This is a genomic window from Catenulispora sp. EB89, from assembly GCF_041261445.1.
GTDB lineage: Bacteria > Actinomycetota > Actinomycetes > Streptomycetales > Catenulisporaceae > Catenulispora.
Window position 1 is genome coordinate 510,931 of record NZ_JBGCCU010000004.1, and the last position, 18,279, is coordinate 529,209.

Annotated in this window: 16 protein-coding genes and 1 riboswitch; of the genes, 7 read left to right on the top strand and 9 right to left on the bottom strand. The window is 71.2% G+C overall.

Translation table 11 applies throughout. The features are described 5' to 3' along the window. Positions 1-25: 25 nt before the first annotated feature. From rimM to ffh, 4 genes are all read right to left on the bottom strand, one after another. Positions 26-547, bottom strand: coding sequence for a ribosome maturation factor RimM (gene rimM, locus ABH920_RS11910; protein ID WP_370349038.1), 522 nt, complete (start codon positions 545-547; stop codon positions 26-28). Between the two features lie 38 nt (positions 548-585). Next, complete coding sequence (locus tag ABH920_RS11915; protein WP_012785728.1) at positions 586-825, bottom strand: RNA-binding protein; 240 nt, start codon at positions 823-825, stop codon at positions 586-588. Between the two features lie 2 nt (positions 826-827). Beyond that, the gene (gene rpsP / locus ABH920_RS11920) at positions 828-1,316 is read right to left on the bottom strand and encodes a 30S ribosomal protein S16 (RefSeq protein WP_370348962.1); all 489 of its coding nucleotides are present in this window, start codon (positions 1,314-1,316) and stop codon (positions 828-830) included. Positions 1,317-1,558: 242 nt separating this feature from the next. Then, complete coding sequence (gene ffh / locus ABH920_RS11925; RefSeq protein WP_370348963.1) at positions 1,559-3,115, bottom strand: signal recognition particle protein; 1,557 nt, start codon at positions 3,113-3,115, stop codon at positions 1,559-1,561. Between the two features lie 162 nt (positions 3,116-3,277). Here ffh and ABH920_RS11930 point away from each other — a divergent pair, with 162 nt between their 5' ends. From ABH920_RS11930 to ABH920_RS11940, 3 genes are all read left to right on the top strand, one after another. Beyond that, on the top strand, positions 3,278-4,168 hold the full coding sequence (locus ABH920_RS11930; RefSeq protein WP_370348964.1) for an exonuclease domain-containing protein: 891 nt from the start codon (positions 3,278-3,280) through the stop codon (positions 4,166-4,168). A 506-nt stretch (positions 4,169-4,674) separates the two neighbouring features. Further along, positions 4,675-4,844, top strand: a riboswitch (cyclic di-AMP (ydaO/yuaA leader). Between the two features lie 11 nt (positions 4,845-4,855). Next, complete coding sequence (locus ABH920_RS11935) at positions 4,856-5,902, top strand: NlpC/P60 family protein (protein WP_370348965.1); 1,047 nt, start codon at positions 4,856-4,858, stop codon at positions 5,900-5,902. A 69-nt stretch (positions 5,903-5,971) separates the two neighbouring features. Continuing rightward, positions 5,972-7,024 carry a hypothetical protein gene (locus ABH920_RS11940; RefSeq protein WP_370348966.1) on the top strand — a complete coding sequence of 351 codons (1,053 nt, stop codon included), beginning with the start codon at positions 5,972-5,974 and terminating at the stop codon, positions 7,022-7,024. A 155-nt stretch (positions 7,025-7,179) separates the two neighbouring features. On the opposite strand, the gene guaA is transcribed toward ABH920_RS11940, so the two are convergent. The 4 genes from guaA to ABH920_RS11960 all read right to left on the bottom strand — a co-directional run bounded on the left by guaA (position 7,180) and on the right by ABH920_RS11960 (position 11,713). Next, a complete protein-coding gene (guaA, locus tag ABH920_RS11945) occupies positions 7,180-8,751 on the bottom strand; it encodes a glutamine-hydrolyzing GMP synthase (RefSeq protein ID WP_370348967.1) in 1,572 nt (523 codons plus the stop codon). Positions 8,752-8,960: 209 nt separating this feature from the next. Beyond that, positions 8,961-10,346 (bottom strand): amidase, encoded by a 1,386-nt coding sequence (locus ABH920_RS11950; protein WP_370348968.1) that lies wholly within the window; start codon positions 10,344-10,346, stop codon positions 8,961-8,963. A gap of 96 nt (positions 10,347-10,442) precedes the next feature. Next, positions 10,443-10,682 carry a DUF397 domain-containing protein gene (locus tag ABH920_RS11955; RefSeq protein ID WP_370348969.1) on the bottom strand — a complete coding sequence of 80 codons (240 nt, stop codon included), beginning with the start codon at positions 10,680-10,682 and terminating at the stop codon, positions 10,443-10,445. Between the two features lie 452 nt (positions 10,683-11,134). Next, a complete protein-coding gene (locus tag ABH920_RS11960) occupies positions 11,135-11,713 on the bottom strand; it encodes an ATP-binding protein (protein ID WP_194915416.1) in 579 nt (192 codons plus the stop codon). Between the two features lie 302 nt (positions 11,714-12,015). Between ABH920_RS11960 and ABH920_RS11965 the strand changes: the two genes are divergently transcribed. The 3 genes from ABH920_RS11965 (at position 12,016) to ABH920_RS11975 (ending at position 16,194) form a co-directional block, all read left to right on the top strand. Beyond that, a complete protein-coding gene (locus ABH920_RS11965) occupies positions 12,016-12,912 on the top strand; it encodes a helix-turn-helix domain-containing protein (protein WP_370348970.1) in 897 nt (298 codons plus the stop codon). 73 nt (positions 12,913-12,985) lie between these two features. Beyond that, a complete protein-coding gene (locus tag ABH920_RS11970; RefSeq protein ID WP_370348971.1) occupies positions 12,986-15,583 on the top strand; it encodes a hypothetical protein in 2,598 nt (865 codons plus the stop codon). 371 nt (positions 15,584-15,954) lie between these two features. Further along, positions 15,955-16,194, top strand: a complete 240-nt coding sequence (locus ABH920_RS11975; RefSeq protein WP_370348972.1) for a helix-turn-helix transcriptional regulator — start codon at positions 15,955-15,957, stop codon at positions 16,192-16,194. Between the two features lie 288 nt (positions 16,195-16,482). Here ABH920_RS11975 and ABH920_RS11980 read toward each other — a convergent pair whose 3' ends face one another. Beyond that, positions 16,483-17,460: an alpha/beta fold hydrolase gene (locus ABH920_RS11980; protein ID WP_370348973.1), complete on the bottom strand. Its 978-nt coding sequence runs from the start codon at positions 17,458-17,460 to the stop codon at positions 16,483-16,485. 119 nt (positions 17,461-17,579) lie between these two features. Here ABH920_RS11980 and ABH920_RS11985 point away from each other — a divergent pair, with 119 nt between their 5' ends. Then, positions 17,580-18,203, top strand: coding sequence for a TetR/AcrR family transcriptional regulator (locus ABH920_RS11985; RefSeq protein WP_370348974.1), 624 nt, complete (start codon positions 17,580-17,582; stop codon positions 18,201-18,203). Positions 18,204-18,279 lie beyond the last annotated feature (76 nt).

An 18,279-nucleotide genomic window follows, 5' to 3' on the forward strand; every position in this document is an offset into this window, starting at 1 on the left:
GAAGACTCACCGCTCCGAGGAGCGGTTACTCGACGCTGTCCAGGTCCAGCAGCCCGGCCGGCGGATCGACCACGACCCGCTTCGCGGCCACGTCCACGACCGGGACGAACTGCTTGATGAACGGGATCAGCACCTCGGGCGCGTCCGGCCGTTTGACGGCCAGCACGTCCTGCCCGGGCAGGTGCAGCAGGTCGGCGATCTCCCCCAGCACGGTCCCGTCCGCCAGCTCGACCGGCAGGCCGAGCAGTTGGTGGTCGAAGAACTCCTCGGGGTCGTCCGGGGTCTCGTCGGGGTCGGCCTCGACCACCAGGATGGTGTTCCGCAGCGCCTCGACGGCGTTCCGGTCGGTCACGCCCTCGAAGGACAGCAGCAGGATGCCGTTGTGGAAGCGGGAGTCGGTCACCACCAGCGGTCCGCGCTCGGCCGGCTCGGTCAGCAGCCGGGCGCCGGGCGCGAAGCGCAGGTCCGGGTCGTCGGTGCGGACCTCGACGGTGGCCTGGCCGCGGATGCCGTGCGCACGACCGATCCGGCCGACCACGAGGCGCAGGGCCTCGGGCCGGCCGGAGGTATTCTCCGTGTCGGGGCTCACCGGTAGCCGGCCGCCTCGACCAGGTCGACGCGCAGCGAGCGGCCGCCGAGGGCGGCCATCACGGTGCGCAGCGCACGGGCGGTGCGCCCGCCGCGACCGATCACCTTGCCCAGGTCGTCCGGGTGCACCCGGACTTCCAGGACCTTGCCGCGGCGCTGGTCGCGCTCGCGGACCCGGACCTCATCGGGGTGCTCGACGATGCCCTTGACCAGGTGCTCCAGGGCCTCTTCCAGCATGCTCAGCCCTCGGAAGCGATCTCAGCCTCGACAGCCGGGGCCGGGGTCTCCACCGGAGCCTCGGTCGCCGGGGTCGCCGGGGTCTCGTCGACCTTCTTCTCGGCCTTCTCGGCCTTCTTCTTCGGCGTGGTGGCGCCGGTCTTCGGCTCGTCGGCGGCCTCCTTGGCGGCGGCCTCGAAGACGGCCTTGCGGTCGGCCTTGGGGGCCGCGACCTTCATCGGCGCCGGGGCGTCCAGGCCCTTGAACTTCTGCCAGTCGCCGGTGACCTTCAGGATGGCCTCGACGGCCTCGGTCGGCTGCGCGCCGACGCCCAGCCAGTACTGCGCACGCTCGGAGACGACCTCGATGTACGAGGGGTCCTCCTTCGGGTGGTACTTCCCGATCTCCTCGATCGCCCGGCCGTCGCGCTTGGTACGGGCGTCGGCCACGATGATCCGGTACTGCGGGTTCCGGATCTTGCCCATGCGCTTGAGCTTGATCTTGACTGCCACGGTGTGGTGTCTCCTGCTTGGTTGACTACGGGTGGTGCCGCCGCGCCGCCACGTGGGGACATGGCATCGGCAGCAGCCGGATGGACTCGGCGTAGCGCAGGAGAGAGGGCCATGCGCGACCGGTACAAGCTTCCATTGTGCCAGAAGGTTCAGGCTGGTCGGGACGCCCCCGGCACCCGCGGCCACCGGGACGCCCCACTGCGTGAGGCGCCCCTGACGGACCAGATGCGCACTACCGGGGACTACTGCGGGGGCAGCAGGTTCTTGAACTCGTCCGGCAGCTCGAACTGGCCGCCGCCGTCCGCGTCGCCGAACGCCGCGCCGTTGCCGTCCTTGCGCGCCTGGCGCGCCGCCTCCTCGGCCTTGGCCTTGGCCGGGTTCCCCGAGCGCGAGCGGCCCTTGGACTTGGCCGACTTGTCGGCGGCCTTGGCCTTGGCCGACTTGCGCTTGGTGCCGCCGAGCCCGCCGGCGCCGGGCAGCCCCGGCATGCCGGGCATGCCGCCCTTGGCCATCTGCTGCATCATCTTGCGGGCTTCCAGGAAGCGGTCGATGAGGTTGTTGACCTGCTGGACCGTGGTTCCCGAGCCGCGCGCGATGCGCTGTTTGCGGGAGCCGTTGATGATCTTGACGTCCTCGCGCTCGCCCGGGGTCATCGACTTGATGATGGCCGCGATGCGGTCGACGTCCTTGTCGTCGATCTCGTTGAGCTGCTGCTTGATGTCGCCGACGCCGGGCAGCATGCCCAGCAGCTTCTTCATGGAGCCCAGCTTCTTGAGCTGCTCCATCTGCTTCAGGAAGTCGTCGAGGGTGAACTCGTTGCGGGCCAGCTTGCCCGCCATCGCCTCGGCCTCGGCCTGGTCGAAGGCCTTCTCGGCCTGCTCGATCAGGGTCATCATGTCGCCCATGTCGAGGATGCGGCCGGCCATCCGCTCGGGGTGGAAGACGTCGAAGTCCTCCAGCTTCTCCCCGGTGGAGGCGAACATCACCGGCTTGCCGGTGACCTGGCGCACCGACAGCGCGGCACCGCCGCGGGCGTCGCCGTCGAGCTTGGTCAGCACCACGCCGTCGAAGCCGACGCCGTCCATGAAGGCCTGCGCGGTGGTCACCGCGTCCTGACCGATCATGGCGTCGACCACGAACAGGACCTCGTCCGGCCGGACCGCGTCGCGGATGTCGGCGGCCTGCTTCATCAGGTCGGCGTCGATGCCCAGGCGGCCGGCGGTGTCGACGATCACCACGTCGTGCAGCTTGGCCTTGGCGAACTCGACCGAGTCCTGGGCCACCTTCACCGGGTTCCCGACGCCGTTGCCGGGCTCGGGGGCGAACACCGGCACACCGGCCCGCTCGCCGACCACCTGCAGCTGGGTGACGGCGTTCGGCCGCTGGAGGTCGGCGGCGACCAGGATCGGGGTGTGGCCCTCGGACTTGAGCCAGCGGGCCAGCTTGCCGGCCAGCGTGGTCTTACCGGCACCCTGCAGACCGGCGAGCATGATCACCGTCGGCGGGTTCTTGGCGAACCGCAGCCGCCGGGTCTCGCCGCCCAGGATGGCGACGAGCTCCTCGTTGACGATCTTGATGATCTGCTGCGCCGGGTTCAGCGCCTTGGAGACCTCGGCGCCCTCGGCCCGCTCCCGGACGGCGGCGATGAAGGGCCGCACGGCCTGCAGCGAGACGTCGGCCTCCAGCAGCGCCTGCCGGATGGCCCGCAGCGTGTCGTCGATGTCCTGCTGCGAGAGCCGACCCTTGCCGCGCAGGTTTTTGAACGTCGTGGCCAAACGATCGGAGAGCGTGTCGAACACGTCGTAGTCATCCTTCGCGCGGAAATCAACAGATCGGGCGGATTAGAAAAACCGCCGTAGTCCACCAGGGTAGCCGCTGACGTCGCCGGACCCGAGTCTGACGGTGTTTGTCAGAACGGTGCGCCACCATGGTGACAACACGAGGTGAGGGAGAACAACACAGTGACTCTGGTCAACAAGTACGCGGGAACGTGCGCCGCGTGCAAGGGTCGGGTGGAAGCCGAGGCCGGTGAGCGCGCCAACGTGGACGGTGCGTGGCAGACCTATCACCATGGGTGTGCCCCGGCCTGGGAGCCCCGGCCCGCCGGTGAGACCGCCGCCCCGCAGGCGGCCGTGCCGCCGCAGCGCGGGTCGCACGACGGCTGGCACCGCCGCCGGCTGGCCGGCTTCGACACCGAGACCACGGGCCGCGACCCCAAGACCGTGCGCATCGTCTCGGCGGCCATCGTCACCTCCGACGGCGCCGAGAAGACCTTCCTCATCGACCCCGGCATGGAGATCCCGGCCGAGGCCACCGCCATCCACGGCATCACCACCGAGTACGCCCGCGAGCACGGCGCCCCGCCGCGCCGCACGCTGGACGAGATCGCCGACGCGCTGGCCCTCGAGCTGCGCGCCGGCACGCCGCTGGTGGTGTTCAACGCCCCGTACGACCTGACGCTGCTGGAGGCCGAGCTGGCCCGCAACGGCCTGGCCCCGCTGGCCGCTCGCGCCCCGGTGGCGCCGGTGATCGACCCGCTGGTCATCGACCGGCAGATGGACAAGTTCCGCAAGGGTGCGCGCACGCTGGAGGCGCAGTGCCAGTTCTACGGCGTGACCATCACGCACGCGCACGACGCGGCGGCCGACGCCCTGGCCGCGATGAACCTGGCGCAGGTGATCGGCGCCAGCTACGCCGCGGTGGGGACGCTGGACGCGGTCCGGCTGCACGAGGCCCAGGCGCGCTGGAAGGCCGAGCAGGAGGCCGACCGGGCCGCGTACCGGGAGCGGCGCGGGGAGAAGTCGTACTCCGAGCCGGAGTGGCCGACCCGGCCGCTGGCGACCTCGGCCTGAGCGGGGATCAGGGGTCGTAGACATCACCACGGATATCGACCCATAGACATCGCCACGATCCACAGACGAGTGGCGGGAGACCCGCAACGCGGGTCGCCCGCCACCGTCGTTTAAACAGGCCACTGACATCCTCCGCACGACCGCCCCGGGACTCCGCCGGGCGGCGCCGCCGACGCCGACGAAATGCCGGACTAGCTGGCACTCTTGCAGTAGTTTCACGCCTACCGCTCCCGCTCTCCGGGCATCATGCCGACGATGCGTCGGCAAGAACCACGCGATCGACCCTGTCCAAACTCGGACAGGCCGGAGTGAATCAGGATCTCTAAACGCCTCCCAAGGTAAAATCCTGGTATAGCGTCCTGGGCCGGTCCGTTTTGTCGTTCGGGGTCTCGCTAGGGTTACGGCCGGACACCCGTAACCACGCCGACCGCCCTGGACGGTGGCGGGAGTTCACGCCGAATCCGGCAAAGCGCGGCCCGCAGTTTCCACGGACTCCCACACGGTCCGAGGGCGGAGCGCCGATCCGGAACCGGGGACCCACCAAGTCCCACCGGCCCGCATCCACTGGGGCCAAGGGGTGAATCGGTCCGCTGCGTACCCCCGCGCGGCGGCCTGTAGGGCACGCTTCTCAGCCCGAACCCGTCAGCTAACCCGGTAGGCGGCAGGGAGAGAAGGAGAGTCGCCCTAGTGGCGTCCCACAAAACCGTGACCACTCACCGCGCGTCCAAGAAGACGATCACCGCGCCTCGCACCGCGGTGACGCTGGCGACCGCCACGGTCGGTTCCATCGCCCTGGTCCCGGGTCTGGCCCACGCCGACCCGACCGCGAACCTCAATGACGTCAAGGGCCAGGTCAACAGCCTCCAGCAGCAGGCCGAGCAGGCCTCCGAGGCGTACGACCAGGCGGCCACGAACCTGGCCACCCTGCAGCACAAGGTCGACCAGATCCAGGCCCGCATCACGGCCGAGCAGACCCAGCTGACCACCGCGCAGTCCTCGCTGGGCAGCCTGGCCGCCGCGCAGTACCGCGCCGGCGGCGTGGACAGCTCGCTGGAGCTGATGCTGTCGGCGGCGCCGGACTCGTTCCTGCAGCAGGCCACCGCGATGACCGAGGTGTCCAGCCACTCCGCGGACTCGATGAAGACCGCGCAGGAGATCAAGCGCCAGCTGGACCAGGACAAGAACGAGGCCTCCTCGGACCTGCAGCAGCTGCAGAAGACGCGCGACGAGATGGCGGCGAACAAGGCGGCCATCGACGCCAAGGAGAAGCAGGCGCAGGCGCTGCTGGACTCGCTGACGCCGACCCAGCGCACCCAGTACGTGCAGCAGCAGGCGCAGCAGAACCAGCAGAACGTCAAGACGCCGAGCAACCTGCCGCCGGCACCGAACGCCCGCGCGGCGATAGCGGTGGAGTTCGCCAAGGAACAGCTCGGCAAGCCTTACGTCTACGGCGCCGCGGGCCCGCGCAGCTTCGACTGCTCCGGCCTGACGATGGCCGCGTGGGGCGCCGCCGGAGTGTCGATGTCGCACTCCTCCTCGGCGCAGGCCTACGAGTTCCCGCAGGTCAGCGAGAGCAACATCGCCGTCGGCGACCTGGTGATCTACTACGGGAGCCTGCACCACGTCGGGATATACGTGGGCAACGGCATGATCATCCACGCCGCGATGCCCGGCACCGTGATCCAGTACGCTCCGATCAACTCGATGCCTGTGGCGATGATCGTCCGGCCGTAGTATCGTGCCGAGCCAGCCGCGGGGCGCCGACGTCACGTCGGCGCCCTTCGACGTCGTCAGGGGGAAGGAATGCCAGAGTACGGACTCGGTCGGGAGACCGGCGCGGGCGAGCAGCCGGTGGCGACCGCCGGCGGTGAGCCGTGGTTCGAGCGGGGCGAGGCCGCGGCGGCCGCGGAGCCGATGACGGAGCCGGTCGTCGATCAGGTCGTCGATCAGGTCATTGATTCGGGGATCGACCCGGTGATCGATCCGATCGAGGAGCCGGTGGAGGACCCGGTCGAGGACTACGCCGACCCCTACGCCGACCCGCAGGAGTGGATCAGCAGCCTGATCGCGAAGGTGGAGCGGGCCGAGCAGGGCATCGGCTCCGGGCCGCGCGACGCGCTGATGGCGCGGATCAAGCTGGCGCAGGCGTATTCGGAGCTCGGCGACACCGTGCAGGCCGCCTCGCTGGCCGTGAAGAACGTGGCGCAGGCCCGGCAGCTGTTCCCGTCGAGCGAGGGGATGCTGCGGCAGCTGCGGGAGTTCCGGGACGCCGCGTGCGAGGCGGCGGGGTGGACCGCGGCGATGATGCGGGAGTCGGAAGAGGACGTGGCGGTCGAGGAGCCGAGCGAGTTGGTGACGCGGCCGGACGCGGTCCCGGCGGCCGAGGCGGCCACAGCGCCCGACGCGGCCGTGAGGGCTGACGCCGCCGAGGCGGCCCTAGCGCCTGACGCGGCCGAGGACTCCGGCTTCGAGCAGGAGACGCAGTCCGCCGAGCCGACGCCGAGCCCCGCGAGCCGGCCCGCCGAGGCGGAGTCGGTCGGCGCGGTGATCCACGAGTTCGTGCGCCGCTCCCCCGAGCCGGACGCGCTGCAGTGGGCCGCCGAGGTGCAGGCCGCGCTCACGCAGCCGGCCGAGCTGGCGATCCCGTCGCCGCCGGAGCCGGAGTACGCCGAGGAGGTCGAGCCCGCGCTGGCTTCGGCGGACCTGGCCGACCTGAGCGACCTGGCCGACCTCGCCGCCATCGAGGAGATCATCCGGCTGCGGTACGAGCTGCGGGAGGCGCAGCGGACCATCGAGCGGCTGCGGCACGTGAACCGGAAGCTGCGCGAGGCGCTGGAGTTCGACGAGAAGGCTTAGGCCAGGCTTAGGCCGCGGGCAAACAAGGCTCAACGCATGGCTCAACGCGCGATCCAACGCGCGCAAAAAGGCTCAGCACAAGGCTCAGCACACGGAAAAGCCGGGTCCGAAGACCCGGCCTTCCAGCACCGCAGCCGCACCCGCGACCGCGGCGCCTACTCCCACTCGATGGTCCCCGGCGGCTTGCTGGTCACGTCCAGCACCACCCGGTTGACGTCGGCGACCTCGTTCGTGATCCGCGTCGAGATCCGAGCCAGCACCTCGTACGGCAGGCGCGACCAGTCGGCGGTCATCGCGTCCTCGCTGGAGACCGGGCGCAGCACGATCGGGTGGCCGTAGGTGCGGCCGTCGCCCTGCACGCCGACCGAGCGCACGTCGGCCAGCAGCACCACCGGGCACTGCCAGATCTCGGTGTCCAGGCCGGCCGCGGTCAGCTCCTCGCGGGCGATGGCGTCGGCCTCGCGGAGCAGGTCCAGGCGCGCCTTGGTGACCTCGCCGACGATGCGGATGCCCAGGCCCGGGCCCGGGAAGGGCTGGCGGCCGACGATCGCCTCGGGCAGGCCGAGCTCGCGGCCGACCTGCCGGACCTCGTCCTTGAACAGCTTGCGCAGCGGCTCGATCAGCTCGAACTGCAGGTCCTCCGGCAGGCCGCCGACGTTGTGGTGGCTCTTGATGTTCGCGGTGCCGCTGCCGCCGCCGGACTCCACGACGTCCGGGTAGAGCGTGCCCTGCACCAGGAACCTCACCGGCTCGCCGGCGTCCGCCGACTGCTCGACGATCTCGCGCTCGGCCTGCTCGAAGACCCGGATGAACTCGCGGCCGATGATCTTGCGCTTCTCCTCCGGGTCGGACACCCCGGCCAGCGCCGACAGGAAGCGCTCCTCGGCGTCGACGACCTTGAGCTGCACGCCGGTGGCCGCGACGAAGTCCTTCTCGACCTGCTCGGCCTCGCCCTTGCGCAGCAGGCCGTGGTCGACGAACACACAGGTCAGCTGCTCGCCGATGGCCTTCTGCACGATCGCGGCGGCCACCGCGGAGTCCACGCCGCCGGACAGGCCGCAGATCGCGCGCTTGCCGCCGACCTGCTCGCGGATCGCCGCGACCTGCTCCTCGACGATGTTGCCGGTGGTCCAGTCCGGCTCGATGCCGGCGCCTTTGTACAGGAAGTTCTCCAGCAGCAGCTGCCCGAACTGCGAGTGCAGCACCTCGGGGTGGTGCTGGACGCCGTAGAGCCGCTGCTCGTCGTCCTCGAACGCCGCGACCGGGGTCTTGGCCGTGGTGCCGGTCACCCGGAAGCCCTCGGGGGCGGCCGTGACCGCGTCGCCGTGCGACATCCACACCGGCTGCTCGGCCTGCGAGCCGCGGAACAGCGTGGAGTCGGTGTCGGTGACCTCCAGCGAGGTGCGGCCGTACTCCCGGCCGCCGGTCTGCTCGACCACGCCGCCCAGGGCCCGGGCCATCGCCTGGAAGCCGTAGCAGATGCCGAGGGTCGGCACCCCGGCGCGGAACAGCTCCGCGCCGACGTTCGGCGCGCCGTCGGCGTAGACCGAGGACGGCCCGCCGGACAGGATCACCGCCTTGGGCTTCTTGGCGAGGATCTCGGCCACCGTCGCGGTGTGCGGCACGATCTCGCTGTAGACGTGGGCTTCGCGGACCCGGCGCGCGATGAGCTGCGCGTACTGGGCGCCGAAGTCGATGACAAGGACGGTGTCGGCAGGCTGCTCCATGATGCGGTCAAGTCTATCGGGAGCGCGTGACTGCTCAGGTCACGACGGTGATCGCGGAATTCACGCGCCGCCGCGACGTCGGTCACAGGAACCGCTGCCGGACGGGCCCAGCGATCAGTCGCGCGATCGACCCCGAGACAAGCCCCGAGGCGAGCCCTGAGGCAAGCCCCGAGACCAGCGCGAAGACCGGCCCCAAGGCCAGCGCAGCATCAGCCGCCCACCACCCCCACCGGCGCCGTCCGCGGCCACGGTCGCACCGCCTCGAGGTGCGCCGCGAGCCCCAGCAGCAGCGCCTCCCGACCGGGTCGCGCGACGAACTGCACGCCGATCGGCATCCCGCTGCTGTGCGTCCCGGCTGGGACGCTCATCGCCGGCCAGCCAGCCAGGTTCCACGGCGGGCACAGCCCCGCATAAGAGGTGTTGGCGATCAGGTTGGCCAGCAGCCCACGCCGTCCCCACCGCAGGGCCGGGGGCGGCGGCCTGAGCAGCGTGGGGGTGAGCACGATGTCGGCGTCGCCCAGGAAGCGCTCGGCTCCGGTGTCCCGCCACCGCCGCCGGGTCCGGGCCCCGGTCAGCCCGGCCTTCGCCAGCGTCCGGCCGGCCGACGCCATGCGCCGCGTGCGGCGCTCCAGGGCCCGCCGGTCGTACTCCTCGGCGTCCAACGCGGCGGCCGCGTACCAGGTCAGCACCGCACCGGGCCCGAGGAGGGCGGGATAGCGCGGCGCCTGGACGATCGTGTGCCCGGCTGATTCGAGCAACCCGGCCACACCTTCGACGGCGTCCTTGTGCTCCCGGTCGACGCGGTAGCCGACCGAGGGCGGCGCCGTGGAGACCGCGATCCTCAAGCCGGACGGCCGCGAATTCACGGCGTCGACGAGCTCGGGAGCGTCGGCCATCACCGACAGCATCAGCGCCGCGTCCTCGACCGTCGTGGCCAGCGGACCGTTCTCCGACAGCCCCCACCACGAGTTCCGCCCGAGCTCCGACGGCACGGTCCCGTAACCGGGCTTGAAGCCGAACAACCCGCAGCACGCCGCCGGCCCGCGGATCGAGCCCAGGCCGTCGTTCCCGTGCGCGATCGGCACCAGCCCGGCGGCCACCGCCGCGGCCGCGCCGCCGGACGAGCCGCCCGGCGTCCGCGTCAGGTCCCAGGGATTGCGCGCCATCCCCAGCGCGCTGTCGGTCATCGCGACCAGCGACAGTTCCGGGGTGTGAGTGAGGCCGACCACGATCGCGCCGGCGGCCCGCAACCGCGCCACCACCGGGTGGTCCTCGGGCTGCGGCGGCCGGTCCGCGGTCGCCGCGGTGCCGTTGCGGCACTGCTCGTCGGCGACCGGCACGTTGTCCTTCACCGCGATCGGCACACCGGCCAGCGGCAGCTCCGCCAGATCGGGCCGGCCGGCCAGCTCGTCGGCCTCGGCCAGCGCCGCGTCCTGCCGGACCTTGCGGAACGCCCCGATCCGGGGGTCCGCGGCGGCTATGCGGTCCAGGGCCTCCTGGACGGCGCCGCGCACACTGCTCTTTCCTTGACGGACGGCCGCCGCTATCTCGGCGGCCGTCCGCGGCTCCACGCCGCTTCCGGTCCAGCCAGCCATCCCTGCATCATCGCGCCGTCAAGGTGCGAGGCCAAGGGGGCAGGCGTCGGAGTCCGGAAGCGGGTACCACTATCTATCGCGCAGCTCCCGCCGGCCTCAGCCGAGCAGGTCGTCGAACTCGCCGTCCTTGATCCCGTTGATCATGGCCTCGATCTCGGCCCGGGTGTACAGCAGGGCCGGGCCGTGCGGGTCGCGCGAGTTGCGCATCGCCACGGAACCGTCCCCGAGCCCTGCGAACTCCACGCAGTTGCCCTGCGAGTTGGAGTAGCTGCTCTTGCGCCACGCGGCGGCGACCTTGGTGGCCGGCATGCCGTTGTAGACCTCGAACTCGCTCATTGTCGTTTTCCCCTTACATGTACGGTGGGAAGGGTTGATCCACTGCACGTGCATCCGCGCTGGAATCAGCATTCGCCGATGCATGGCAGTAAACGGATGCTAGCGGTCTTGCTGGCGCACGCGCAGAGGTTTCGAGTGTGAAACGTTCAAAGAGCGGGTAAAGGTTCTCCCCGCAGGTTCAAGGCATGCGTTCGCCGCGGCTTCGATACCAGATCGATATACATTCGAGCCCTGTGATCGCCAACCAATTCGACCGTGTGCCGGCCGTGACCGGGTGCGGACCGTTCGTTAGGGCGAACACGGAAAGCGGTTACTGCGTCACAGCTCCCGCGGTCGGTCGACGACAGAGGAGCGACGAGGCCGTCAAGCCGATGGGAATCCCTGACTGAAACAGTGGATGAAGCCCCGTATGAACCCCTGGACGGAACCGGGCGGAAACGCCGGGTTCACCTTCAACAGGCGAGTTCGAAAAGCGCCCAAACGACTTTCCCGGACGGCTCGGCCGCGCCGGGCGCACGGAAACGGCGCCAGCCCCAGTCGTCGGCCAGCGCCTCCACGAGATACATCCCCCGCCCCGACTCGTCCAGGCCCCATAACCCGTCGGCCGCCCGGGCCGGCGTCGGTGCCACCGGCGAGGCGGCCGAGGGATCGGCGACGGCGAAGAGCACCCGCTCCACGCCGGCCTCGCCGGCCCCGGTGTCACAGGGTTCGTGGACCAGACACAGCGATATCAGATCGGACTCGTCCCGCACCCGGTCCGGCAGCACCGCTTCATAGGCGTGCAGGAGCGCGTTTGTCACGAGTTCGGAGACCACGATGCCCAGATTCTCCAGCAGTGTGGCGAATCTCTCAGGTTGTCCGCGCCAGTCCTCGGCGACGTCCCGCACGAACCGCCGGGCCGCCGAGACCGATTCGGCGCGCGCCGGGAGCACGCAATGCCGCGTCGACACGCTGCGCCCCACGGCCTGGTACCCGATGCAGACCGGCAGGTCGGCATGGAGCAGGGAGTAGGCGTAACCAGACGCGACCATCGGGTCTCCCGTCAGGTGCCGGCCGCTGTGGCGGCGGCACATGCAATCGCAGAGTTTTCCTATGCATAAGGCGGATGCACGTGCATGCTACAGCGTAGACGGCGCGCGCAGGGTCTCGGATGGGCAAAGACTTTGCCTAAATGATTCAGGGCCCTGTGGCACGCTGCCGGGTGTCCCGACCGACCGGACCACCTAGGCTTGCGGTGTTCACAAGCGGACGCCCGAGTGGCACAATCGGCAGCTGATCCACCGCCCGGCACCTGCGATTTACGGGGTCGGGCCTCAGATGGAGCGAGGAAGCAATGAGTGGGCCCCACACCGCTGATCCCGAGTCCGAGCCGCCGCGCTCGGGCGGCGCGACGGTGCGCCGGATCATGCTCGGCTCGCAACTGCGGCGGCTGCGCGAGGCCGCGGCGATCACCCGGGAGACCGCGGGCTGGGAGATCCGCTCGTCCGAGTCCAAGATCAGCCGCCTGGAACTGGGCCGCGTGGGCTTCAAGATGCGCGACGTGGAGGATCTGCTGACGCTCTACGGCGTCACCGACCCCGGCGCCCGCGAACCGTTCCTGTCGATGGCCAAGGCCGCGAACGCGACCACCTGGTGGCACGGCTACCACGACGTCCTGCCGAGCTGGTTCGCCGGCTACATCGGCCTGGAGGAGTCGGCCTCGCTGATCCGCACCTACGAGGTGCAGTACATACCGGGCCTGCTTCAGACCCCCGACTACATGCGCGCGGTGATGGCCGGCCGCGGCGGCGGCGTCTACGACAGCGACTCCGAGCGCCGCGTCCAGGTCCGGCTGGAGCGCCAGAACGTGCTGCTGCGCGAGCAGGAGGCGCCGCGGCTGTGGGCCGTGGTCGACGAGGCCGCGCTGCGCCGTCCGGTCGGCAGCCCGGAGATCATGCGCCAGCAGTTGTCCCACCTGCTGGAGATGATGGAGCGGCCGAACGTCACGGTGCAGGTCCTGCCCTTCCAGTCCGGCGCGCACGCCGCCGAGGCCGGAGCGTTCACGATCCTGCGCTTCGCCGAGCCGGACCTGCCGGACGTGGTCTACCTGGAGCACCTGGCCGGCGCCCTCTACCTGGACAAACGCGATGACGTCGACGTTTACCTGCAGGTCATCGAGCGCATCAGCGTCACCGCGCTGACCCCGGCCCTCACCGCCGAGGCCCTGGCCAAGCTGATCAAGGACTTCTAGAAGGCCGAAGGCTTCTTAAGGTTCTTAATCTGGTATCTGTACTCGAACATCCAAAACGGATACGTTCGTAGCCATGCCTGACAGGGGAGACGAACGGGGGCGTGGCGGTACACGGACGCTGGTGACCGGCATTCTGGCCGGCACCGAATGGCTCCCCGCCACCAACCCGCAGGAGGCGACTCAGACCGCGCGCGAGGCCCGGGACCTGGCCGTCCGGCTGCGGCCGGTGCTGTCCAAGCTGGCGCAGGCCCCCCGCGGCGGACGCCGCCGCGATCTGGAGTGGCTGCCGGCGGTCGAGCAGCTGGCGGTGGACGCGCAGTACTTCGCCTCGTGGTGGCTGCCGAGGCTGGAGGGCAAGTCGGCGCAGTCCTGGCCTTCCTGGTCCGCCGACGGCTACGCGGACTGGGTGAAGCGGCTGGACGCGCAACGCCTGCGCACCCTGGAGATGGTCGAGGGCACGGCCCCGGTGACCCGCATCGCCTCGGTCACGCAGCTGCGGCGCGGCAAGGGCGCGGCGCCCGAAGCGGAGGCGGAGGCCGAGGTCGCGCAGCCGCCGGCGCCGAGCGTCGAAGAGCCCGCAGCGCCCCAGTCCCCCGCGCGGCACGCCAGGGACGACTCCCAGCAGACCGAACGCCTCGACGAGGAACACACGGCCCGGATCACGCCGCTGCGCGGGCCCGGTGCGGCCTTGATGGACGCGGCGCTGATGGACGTGGCCGGCGCCTCCGGATCCCTGGACGCGCCGAGTACCCACGACGCTCCCGGCATGCGCGTCGAGGAGCCCGAGCCGAGCCTGTCGGCGGACGAGACGCACATCGCGAAGGCGACGCCGATTCCGGCCGACGGCGGCAAGCGCGCGGGAGCCGGTGCCGCCGCGGGTGTTGCCGGTATCGCAGGTGCGGGTGTCGCCGGTGCCGGTGCCGGTGCCGCAGGTGCCGGAGTTACCAGCACCGAGGGCTTCACGGAGTCGACAGCTCCGCCGACGTCCAAGCCCGTCGCTCCCGTCGCCCCGGTCTCCCCCGTCAGCCCGGTCAGCCCAACCAGCCCGGTCGCGGACGTGCCGGCCGCCGGCGTGCGCGACGAGCTCCCGCCGGTGCCGCGGACGCCGCCGAATCAGGGTCCTGGCACCGGTTCGATCACCGTCACGGTCTCGGAGGACCCCGACACCACGCGCATCCAGCGGCCGCCGGTCGACAGCACGCCGCTCGGCTTCGACGACATCGCCTCGGCCGCCTCCGAGGCGGCCCTGCCGCGCGTCCCCCGGACGCCGCCGAACCAGGGCCCGGTCGACGCCGACACGAAGGCCGACACGAAGGCAGGCACCAAAGCAGGCGCCGGACCCGACACCGGAATCGGCGCGGACATCCTGCAAATACCCCGCACGCCGCCGAACAGCGGTCCGGCGGAGGCCGACCGCCCGCGCGGCCCCCGGGCCCCGGTCGTCAGCCTGGTCGGCGACGCGGAGCCGCCTCGCGTACCCCGCACACCGCCGAACCCGGGGCCGGCCAGCGGAACTCGCGCCGCCGAGAGCGACGCGGACTCGACGCACGTCTCGCTGGCCCCGGCCGGTCCGGCGGCGCTCGGGACCGGCGCCGAAGAGCTGACGCGGCCTCTGTTCCGTCCCGATCCGCCGGCTCCGAAGCCGGCTCCGAAATCGGGCCCGGGGTTGGGATCAGGATCCGGATCGGGGTCAGCACCGGGCCGGGCGTCGGGATCGGAATCGAGCCGGGGTTCGGGCGCTGCCGTCCCGGCCGCGGCCGCCCTGGCCGGCGCCGCCATGGGAGCCGCCGCGATCGGCTCCGGTCGCTCCGGCGGGCCTGGCGGGCCGGGTGGCCCCGGCGGACCGAGCGGGCCCGTCGGCTCCGGCCGATCCGGTGACTCCGGCGCGTTCGGCGACACCGGCCGCGACGAGTTCGAGAACTTCCAGCCCGGCAGCGACCTGCCCCCGCCGGTGTTCCCGATGACGGAGCCGATCGAACCGGTCGATCGCGGCCGCATCGTGCGGTACGCGCTGGCGGCTGTGGTGGCCGCAGCGGCCTGCGTGGTGGTCTTCGTGGCGGCCACCCACAAGAGCCCCGCCACCAAGAACGTGTCCGCGCCGCCGGTGACCAGTTCCAGCTCCACCGCCGCCAGCAGCAGCGACTCGTCGAGTTCCGCGATCCCCGGCGCGGTGACGGCGCCGACCGCGACCGGCACCCCCGCGCCGTCCTCGACCTCCAAGCCGGCGCCGCCAAAGTCGAGCCCGCCGCCGAGCACGGCGCCGAAGACCACCGCGCCCGCCTCGCACAGTTCGGCCGCGCCTCCGCCGCCGCCGCAGACCACGACGCACCAGGCGCCGCCGCCGGTCGAGGGCGGTGTCAGCGCCCTGAGCGTCTCGTCGCTGACCCCGGACCAGACCGGCAGCTACAACTACACCGCGCATGTGCACGTGACCACGAACGGGACCGGACCGGTGACGGTCACGGTGACCTTCGCCGGGACCGCGTCGCAGGGCTCGCCGGGGTCGATCGGGGCGCAGAGCCAGTCATTCAACCTTTCGGGAAAAACGTCTTACGATATCGCTCCGCAATTGGATGTGCACGGCATGTGTCCGTCGTCCCCTTATATCGACGCGGTCGCCAGCGCGTCGGGAGCCGGCTCCTCGGCGGCCTACGCCAGTTCGCCCTGCTGAAATAGGGCCGTTATGGGAGAACCCCTACCGCGCTTTCAAGCGCCACCCTATAGTTCAGTGCATGGGCCAGGATGGGGGGATTGGCCTGCCGACCTTTGTGTCGGAGTTGGCCGATCAAAATGCCGGGGCTGGCGTGTGGTTTCAACCGTGCGCGCCGACGCCTTCTGCGCGCACGGGGTCGGACGGAGTCGCTGACGCGGCCCGCCCGATGATCGCTGACACCACAATCTCCCTCTGGACCACGCCCCACGCCGCTCGCACGCACCACGCGGACGGTGAACACCGACGCCTCCCCACGCCGTGGCCGGCGAACCGGCAGGCCGCACGCAAGGAGCGTCAGTAACAACCATCACAACAGGGGGGAACCACCAATGAGCACCACAACCGTCAGCACCCAGCGGCCCGCCTCGCTCGACCGCCTCACGGCGCGCGAGATGGAGATCGCCCGGCTCGTCCGGGACGGACGCACCAACCGCCAGATCGCCCGCGCCCTCGGCCTGTCCACCAAGACGGTCGAGGCGCACCTGTCGCGCATCTTCGCCAAGCTGTCGATCCCGTCCCGGACGGTCCTCGCGGTGCTGGTGACGACCGGCGAGCGCGCGGCGGCCTGACCGGCCCGGGCGCGCTGACCGCGCCGAGCCGTTCCGGCGGCTCGCGCGGTCGATGAAGTGAAGTGGAGACGCCTTCTGGCACGGTGCGCGAAGGTAGGGTTCGCGCACCGCGCTGGGAGTCGCGCTTCAGGGGGCTGACGGCGATCGTGCGGGAACGCCGACAGGTATCGCGAGGTATCGACCGGCTGTCGACGGGTTCGGTCCGACACGGCCGGGCCGTCGGTCACCGTCCGGGCTCTGTCAGGCCCCGCTTCCCTTTCCCAAGTCTCCATCCACAGCGATCCGCGATCATGCGGCGCTTTCCTCACGAGCCCGCGCCGCCGCGACCAGCCTCGTCAACAGCGCCGTCGCAACCTGCGGCCGCTCCATCGGCAGCATGTGCCCGGTCCCCGGGACCACCGTCAGCCGCGCGCCGGGGATCGCCTCGGCCATCCGCCGCGAGTGCCCCACCGGCGTCAGCCGGTCCCGCGCCGAGGCCAGGACCTCGACCTCGGTACCGCCGAGGTTCTTCAGCGCGTCCCGCTTGTCGTGGGTCATCAACGCCGGGAAGAAGCCGGCCAGCGTCGCGCTGGGACACGTCTTGATGATCTCGTTGCACTCCACGATCGCCGCGCGCGGCGCCTTGCGTCCGAACAGCAGCCAGCGCGTCTGCGCCACCGCGAGCCGCGAGCCGGTGGACTGCTTCGCGCGGACCGCGTCGGCCTTGCCCGGCCTGGCCGCGATCTTCCGCAGGGTCCTGATGATCGAGTTCCGCACCGGCTTGGCGACCACCTCGGGGAACCCGAGCGTGAGCCGCGAGAGGCCGCCGCTGGAGGTGTTCGTGAGCAGCACGCCGGCCACCCGGCCGCCGGTGGCGAACAGCTCGGGGCGCTGATCGGCCAGCGCCATGACGGTCATGCCGCCCATCGAGTGCCCGGCGAGCACGACCGGACCGGTCGGCACCAGCTGGTCCAGCACCGCGGCCAGGTCCCGGCCGAGCTGGTCCACCGACGGCCCCGGCCCGAAGCGTTCGGCGTCGGCGCCGGAGACGCCCGACGGCCACGCACCGCCCTGCGTCGACGACCCGTGGCCGCGCTGGTCGTACCTCAGGATCCGGACGTCGCCGGCTTCGGCGAGGGCTGCGGCCTGAGCACGCCAGGCCTGGAGAGACAGCGTCCAGCCGTGCGCCAGCACGAGCGTGACCGGCGCGCCGGCGGCGCCGTCCTCCTCGACGTGCAGTTCGGCGCCGTCGAAGGCGATGACGGTGTGGAATCGCGGATCGGCCATGCTTCCCAGCCCCTGTTCCTGCTCGTACTGCTCGGGTCCTGCTCAGTCCCTGCTCGACGGCACCCTACCGGCGGGTAGCTTACTGAGAGTAGGAAAGGAAGTCGATAGAGTTCGCTGCCATGACCGACGCCCCGCGCCGCAAGCGCGTGCCCCGCGCCGAGCGCGAGCAGCAGATCCTGGCCGCAGCCGAGGAGGTCTTCGCCGAGCGCGGGTTCCAGAACACGTCGATGGACGAGGTGTCGCTGCGCGTCGGGGTCTCCAAGCCGATGCTCTACGAGTACTTCACGTCGAAGGAAGGGCTCCTGCTCGCCTGTGTGGCGCGGATCCGCGCGGACCTGCACTCCGCGACGATCGACGCCGTCTCCGCCGCCGAGCCGGACGGCCCGCGCGCCGTCCTGGAAGCCGGCCTGGAGGCCTACTTCGACTTCGCCGACCGCCACGGCCGGGCCTGGGCGGTGCTGCTCAACGAGTCGGTGATCGTCGCGGGCCCCGCCGAGGAGGCGATCGAGGCGATCCGCGGCCAGCAGACGCAGCTGCTGGAGGACGTCATCGGGCGCTGGCTGCCCGCGGCGTCCCCGGCGCGGGTCTCGATCCTGGCGCACGGCCTGGTCGGCGCCAGCGAACGGGTGGCGCGCTGGCGGCTGCGCGACGGGGCGGGGATCGGGCCGCGGGAGACGGCGGTGCTGCTGGCCGACGCGTTCTGGCCGGGCTTCGCCGAGGTCGAGGCGACGGCGAAATCATGAGGCGCACAAAAGCCGCATAATGCTCATCCAGTACAGCCGGGCTTGTCCCGCAAAACCAGGCGAGGCTAACCTGCAC